This window comes from Rhizobacter sp. P2_H3 (assembly GCF_056403355.1).
This window is the reverse complement of sequence record NZ_JBFUFQ010000294.1, coordinates 1-6,274: the sequence shown is the minus strand read 5'-3', so window position 1 is coordinate 6,274 and position 6,274 is coordinate 1. Positions and strand designations below refer to the sequence as shown.

5 protein-coding genes and 1 pseudogene are annotated in these 6,274 nt (G+C 64.4%); 1 reads left to right on the top strand and 5 read right to left on the bottom strand.

Annotated features, from left to right (window positions below; translation table 11 throughout):
- From tuf to rpsL, 4 genes are all read right to left on the bottom strand, one after another.
- On the bottom strand, positions 1-1,174 hold a 1,174-nt coding region (gene tuf, locus AC1D1T_RS29195; RefSeq protein ID WP_477993002.1), incomplete at its 3' end, for an elongation factor Tu.
- Positions 1,175-1,301: 127 nt separating this feature from the next.
- Complete coding sequence (fusA, locus tag AC1D1T_RS29190; protein ID WP_047510970.1) at positions 1,302-3,407, bottom strand: elongation factor G; 2,106 nt, start codon at positions 3,405-3,407, stop codon at positions 1,302-1,304.
- 78 nt (positions 3,408-3,485) lie between these two features.
- Positions 3,486-3,956 (bottom strand): 30S ribosomal protein S7, encoded by a 471-nt coding sequence (rpsG, locus tag AC1D1T_RS29185; RefSeq protein WP_047510968.1) that lies wholly within the window; start codon positions 3,954-3,956, stop codon positions 3,486-3,488.
- A gap of 177 nt (positions 3,957-4,133) precedes the next feature.
- Positions 4,134-4,514, bottom strand: coding sequence for a 30S ribosomal protein S12 (gene rpsL / locus AC1D1T_RS29180; RefSeq protein ID WP_047510966.1), 381 nt, complete (start codon positions 4,512-4,514; stop codon positions 4,134-4,136).
- A 162-nt stretch (positions 4,515-4,676) separates the two neighbouring features.
- On the opposite strand from rpsL, the gene AC1D1T_RS29175 reads away from it, so the two are divergent.
- Positions 4,677-5,225 carry a PIN domain-containing protein gene (locus tag AC1D1T_RS29175; RefSeq protein WP_477828853.1) on the top strand — a complete coding sequence of 183 codons (549 nt, stop codon included), beginning with the start codon at positions 4,677-4,679 and terminating at the stop codon, positions 5,223-5,225.
- A gap of 45 nt (positions 5,226-5,270) precedes the next feature.
- Here the strand turns inward: AC1D1T_RS29175 and AC1D1T_RS29170 are convergent.
- Positions 5,271-6,274 (bottom strand): annotated as a pseudogene (locus AC1D1T_RS29170) (DNA-directed RNA polymerase subunit beta'); the annotation flags it as partial.

Here is a 6,274-nt window from a genome sequence, read left to right as displayed (position 1 = left end):
CGACGACGCCGGCGCCGACGGTGCGGCCGCCTTCACGGATGGCGAAGCGCAGGCCTTCTTCCATCGCGATCGGGGCGATCAGCTTCACCGTGATGCTCACGTTGTCGCCAGGCATCACCATTTCCTTGTCCTTCGGCAGCTCCACCGCGCCCGTCACGTCCGTCGTGCGGAAGTAGAACTGCGGCCGGTAGTTGTTGAAGAACGGCGTGTGGCGGCCGCCTTCTTCCTTGCTCAGCACGTACACCTCAGCCGTGAAGTGCGTGTGCGGCTTGATGCTGCCCGGCTTGCACAGCACCTGGCCGCGCTGCACGTCTTCACGCTTCGTGCCGCGCAGCAGGATGCCGACGTTGTCGCCCGCCTGGCCYTGGTCCAGCAGCTTGCGGAACATCTCCACGCCCGTGCAGGTCGTCTTCTGCGTCGCGGCAATGCCCACGATCTCGATTTCTTCGCCGACCTTCACCACGCCGCGCTCGATCCGGCCCGTCACCACCGTGCCGCGACCCGAGATCGAGAACACGTCTTCCACCGGCATCAGGAACGCGCCGTCGATCGCRCGCTCCGGCGTCGGGATGTAGCTGTCCAGCGCATCGGCCAGCTTGAAGATCGCGCCTTCGCCCAGCTCGCCCTTGTCGCCTTCCATCGCCAGCTTCGCGCTGCCGTGGATGATCGGCGTCTTGTCGCCCGGGAAGTCGTACTTGTCCAGCAGTTCGCGAACCTCCATCTCGACGAGCTCCAGCAGCTCGGCGTCATCGACCATGTCGCACTTGTTCATGAACACGATGATGTACGGCACGCCCACCTGGCGGGCCAGCAGGATGTGCTCGCGCGTCTGCGGCATCGGGCCGTCAGCGGCCGACACCACCAGGATCGCGCCGTCCATCTGCGCCGCACCSGTGATCATGTTCTTCACGTAGTCGGCGTGCCCCGGGCAGTCGACGTGTGCGTAGTGGCGGTTCGCCGTCTCGTACTCGACGTGCGCCGTGTTGATCGTGATGCCGCGCGCCTTCTCTTCCGGCGCCGCGTCGATCTGGTCGTACGCCTTCGCTTCACCACCGAACTTCGCCGACAGCACCGTCGTGATCGCCGCCGTCAGCGTCGTCTTGCCATGGTCCACGTGACCGATCGTCCCAACGTTCACGTGCGGCTTGGTCCGCTCGAATTTGCCTTTTGCCATTTCAGATTCTCCGTATCAAAGAGCACTTCCAGTGCTGGGTTTAAGGTCTCCGCCGCCCACTGGTTTCGCGCGCCACTGGCATCGCGCGAAGCAGACGACGAAGACCGGCTTCGTCTAACTGACTGAATTACTTGCCGCGTGCGGTGATGATCGCGTCGGCCACGTTCTTCGGAGCTTCGGCGTAGTGCTTGAACTCCATCGTGTACGTGGCACGGCCTTGCGACATCGAGCGCAGCGTGGTCGAGTAGCCGAACATTTCCGACAGCGGAACCTCGGCCTTGATGACCTTGCCGCCGCCAGGCATGTCGTCCATGCCCTGCACCATGCCACGGCGGGATGACAGGTCACCCATCACGTTGCCGGCGTAGTCTTCCGGGGTCTCGACTTCCACGGCCATCATCGGCTCGAGGATGACCGGGCTGGCCTTGCGGCAGCCGTCCTTGAAGCCCAGCGACGCGGCCATCTTGAACGCGTTTTCGTTCGAGTCGACCTCGTGGTACGAACCGAAGATCAGCGTGACCTTCACGTCGACCACCGGGAAGCCGGCCAGCACGCCGTTCGGCAGCGAGTCTTCGACGCCCTTCTTCACCGCGGGGATGAATTCGCGCGGCACGACACCGCCCTTGATGGCGTCGACGAACTCGAAGCCCTTGCCCGGCTCCTGCGGCTCGATGTTCAGCACGACGTGGCCGTACTGGCCCTTGCCGCCCGACTGGCGAACGAACTTGCCTTCGACATCGGTCGCCGACTTGCGGATCGTTTCGCGGTAGGCCACCTGCGGCTTGCCGACGTTGGCTTCCACGCCGAACTCGCGCTTCATGCGGTCGACGATGATTTCCAGGTGCAACTCGCCCATGCCGGAAATGATGGTCTGGCCCGACTCTTCGTCGGTGCGCAGGCGGAACGACGGATCTTCCGCCGCCAGGCGACCCAGCGCGATGCCCATCTTTTCCTGGTCGGCCTTGGTCTTCGGCTCGACGGCCTGCGAGATCACCGGCTCCGGGAAGATCATCTTCTCGAGCGTGATGACGTGGTCGGGATCGCACAGCGTTTCGCCGGTCGTCACGTCCTTCAGGCCCACGCAGGCGGCGATGTCGCCGGCCAGGATTTCCTTGATTTCTTCACGCTGGTTGGCGTGCATCTGCAGGATCCGGCCGATGCGCTCCTTCTTGCCACGGATCGGGTTGTAGACCGAGTCGCCCGACTTCAGCACGCCCGAATAGACGCGCACGAAGGTCAGCTGGCCGACGTACGGGTCGGTCATCAGCTTGAAGGCCAGCGCGGCGAACTTCTCGTTGTCGTCGGCCTTGCGGGTGACGACCTTCTCGTCCTCGTCGGTGCCCGGCACCGGCGGGATGTCGATCGGCGACGGCATGAAGTCGATCACCGCGTCGAGCATGCGCTGCACGCCCTTGTTCTTGAACGCGGTACCGCACAGCATCGGCTGGATCTCGCTCGCGATCGTGCGGGTGCGGATGCCCAGCTTGATCTCGGCTTCGCTCAGGTCGCCCGACTCGAGGTACTTGTTCATCAGGTCTTCGCTGGATTCAGCGGCGGCCTCGATCATGTTCTCGCGCCACTTCTTGGCGTCTGCCTGCAGCTCGGCCGGGATGTCCTTGTAGTCGAACTTCATGCCCTGCGAGGCCTCGTCCCAGATGATCGCCTTCATCTTGATCAGGTCGACCACGCCGCTGAAGCCGTCTTCAGCGCCGATCGGGATCACGATGGGCACCGGGTTCGCCTTCAGGCGGGCCTTCATCTGGTCATAGACCTTGTAGAAGTTCGCGCCGGTGCGGTCCATCTTGTTGACGAACGCGAGGCGCGGCACCTTGTACTTGTTGGCCTGGCGCCAGACGGTTTCCGACTGGGGCTGCACGCCACCCACGGCGCAGTACACCATGCAGGCGCCGTCGAGCACGCGCATCGAGCGCTCGACCTCGATCGTGAAGTCCACGTGCCCCGGGGTGTCGATGATGTTGATGCGGTGCTCGGGGTGGTTGAGCTCCATGCCCTTCCAGAAGCAGGTCGTCGCGGCCGACGTGATCGTGATGCCGCGCTCCTGCTCCTGCTCCATCCAGTCCATCGTGGCAGCGCCATCGTGCACTTCACCGATCTTGTGGTTCACACCCGTGTAGAACAGGATGCGCTCGGTGGTCGTGGTCTTGCCGGCGTCGATGTGGGCCGAGATGCCGATGTTGCGGTAGCGCTCGATGGGGGTCTTGCGGGTGGCCATGATGGCACTCCAAAAGCAGGGGCCGCTCGCGGGTTCGCGTAAACCCGAAGAGCGGCCGTTGGACTGGGGACTTCGTTCTTAGAAGCGGAAGTGCGAGAACGCCTTGTTGGCGTCCGCCATGCGGTGCACTTCGTCGCGCTTCTTCATCGCGCCGCCGCGGCCTTCGACGGCCTCCAGCAGTTCGTTGGCGAGGCGCTGGGCCATCGACTTCTCGCCGCGCTTGCGGGCCGATTCCTTCAGCCAGCGCATGGCCAGGGCCACGCGGCGGACGGGGCGAACTTCCACGGGAACTTGGTAGTTCGCACCGCCGACGCGGCGTGACTTCACTTCGACCATCGGCTTGATGTTGTTCAGCGCGACGGTGAAGATCTCCAGCGGATCCTTGCCCGACTTCTTCTCGACCTGCTCCAGGGCACCGTAGATGATGCGTTCGGCGATAGCCTTCTTGCCGGACTCCATGATCACGTTCATGAACTTGGAAAGGTCGACCGATCCGAACTTCGGATCAGGGAGGATCTCACGCTTGGGTACTTCGCGACGACGAGGCATTGCTCTTCCTTTTATCTTCAGTTGGCGCGGGCATCGCTGCCTGCACCGCGGTCACCACGAAGGCGCTTCCGGCGCCCGGGCTTCCACTTACTCGGCCCGGCGGGATCTGCACCCACCGCAACCGCAACACGCCATGCCGGAGCTTGCACTCCCGCGATGACGACTTCACGAACCAGCTTACTTGCCGGCCTTCGGACGCTTCGCGCCGTACTTGGAACGCGACTGCTTGCGGTCTTTCACGCCTTGCAGGTCGAGCGAGCCGCGCACGATGTGGTAGCGAACACCCGGCAGATCCTTCACGCGGCCGCCGCGCACGAGCACGACGCTGTGCTCTTGCAGGTTGTGGCCTTCGCCGCCGATGTAGGAAATGATCTCGAACCCGTTGGTCAGGCGAATCTTGGCCACTTTACGCAGCGCCGAGTTCGGCTTCTTCGGGGTGGTGGTGTACACGCGAGTGCACACACCGCGGCGCTGGGGTCCACCCTGCAGCGCCGGGGATTTGGACTTCGTCTTCTCGACCTCGCGGCCCAGACGGACGAGTTGGTTGATGGTTGGCATGTTGGTAACTTGTTCCCGTTTGAAGTCACTGCCCGGATCTCTGTTGTAGAGGCCTGAGCACTCTCGGAAGAAGCGTCGCGCCCTCCCTGGGCGTGTGGCCGAACGATGGAACCGCGAGGCTGCGGGATCGTTGACCGCCCGGTCGACCAGCTTGTGGAATTCATGAACCCACGCGCCGGATCGACAAAAGAGCGAAGCAGAATCTGCCGAAAAGCCCGCGATTATATTCGTAGCCCCGTACACCCGCAAGCCAGGGATATGACCGCACCCGTGTTCCGCTTCGACCCACCCCGCGCCGTGCTGGACACCAACGTCGTGCTCGACTGGCTGGTGTTCGGCAACCCGGGGGTCGCTCCGATCGTCCGCGCGGTCGAGAACGGCCGGCTGCAATGGGTCGCCACGGCCGCGATGCGCGACGAGCTGGCCGAGGTGCTGCGTCGAGGGTTGCCTCGCAATCCATCGATGGATGCCGACCTCATCTGGTCAACATGGAGTGCACGCGCTCACATTGAAGACCTTCCACCACCCGCCAGCCTGGCCGCGCCGCTGCGCTGCACCGACCCCGACGACCAGAAGTTCATCGATTTCGCCCTGCTCCGCGCCGACTGGCTGTTCACTCGCGACCGCGCCGTGCTGCGGCTGGCGCGCCGGGCCCTCCCGCGCGGCCTGGCGATCCTGAGGCCCGAAGCCTGGACCGCACCCCCGGAATGAAAAAAGGGCGGCCGAAGCCGCCCTTTCCGCACGAAGCGCGAACACTCACTCGGCAGCGTCGCCGCCGGCTTCCGCCGGGGTTTCCTGCACGGAGGCGAATTCCTCCGCCTCCTGCATCGCGATGGCACGRCGCTCGGCGTCGTCCATCTCTTCCTTGACGCGGCGTGCGTCGTGGAATGCCATGCCGGTACCGGCCGGGATCAGGCGGCCGACGATGACGTTCTCCTTCAGGCCACGCAGCTCGTCGCGCTTGCCCATGATGGCAGCCTCGGTGAGCACGCGGGTCGTTTCCTGGAAGGACGCCGCCGAGATGAAGCTGTCGGTCGACAGCGACGCCTTGGTGATGCCCAGCAGCACGTCGGCGTGCGTCGCCGTCATCTTGCCTTCGGCCACCATCCGGTCGTTGGTGTCCAGCAGCTCCGAACGCTCGACCTGCTCACCGACGATGTAGGCCGTCTCGCCCGGGTTGACGATCTGCACGCGGCGCAGCATCTGGCGAACGATCACCTCGATGTGCTTGTCGTTGATCTTCACGCCCTGCAGACGGTAGACGTCCTGCACTTCGTCGACGATGTAGCGCGCCAGTTCCTCGATGCCCAGCAGGCGCAGGATGTCCTGCGGATCGGCCGGACCGTCGACGATCGACTCGCCCTTGTTGACCACCTGGCCTTCGTGGACCACGATGTTCTTTTCCTTCGGGACGAGCTCTTCGTAGACCTTGCCTTCCGGATCGGTGATCTGCAGGCGAACCTTGCCCTTGGTCTCCTTGCCGAACGACACCGTGCCGGTCATCTCGGCCAGCGTGCCCTTGTCCTTCGGGCTGCGTGCCTCGAAGAGTTCGGCCACGCGCGGCAGACCGCCGGTGATGTCCCGCGTCTTCTGGCCTTCGACCGGAATGCGCGCCAGCACCTCGCCCGGGGCCAGGTCCTGGCCGTCGCGGATCTGGATCAGCGAGCCGACCTGGAAGCCGATCGTCACCGAGTGGTCGGTGCCGGGGATCTTCACCTCGTTGCCGCCGGCGTCCAGCAGCTTGACCCAGCAGCTTGACC

What these genes read in the sequence shown, in the direction of transcription:
- fusA (WP_047510970.1), bottom strand. Translation starts at nt 3,407, where the DNA reads ATGGCCACCCGCAAGACCCCCATCGAGCGCTACCGCAACATCGGCATC.
- rpsG (WP_047510968.1), bottom strand. Translation starts at nt 3,956, where the DNA reads ATGCCTCGTCGTCGCGAAGTACCCAAGCGTGAGATCCTCCCTGATCCG.
- rpsL (WP_047510966.1), bottom strand. Translation starts at nt 4,514, where the DNA reads ATGCCAACCATCAACCAACTCGTCCGTCTGGGCCGCGAGGTCGAGAAG.
- AC1D1T_RS29175 (WP_477828853.1), top strand. Translation starts at nt 4,677, where the DNA reads ATGAACCCACGCGCCGGATCGACAAAAGAGCGAAGCAGAATCTGCCGA.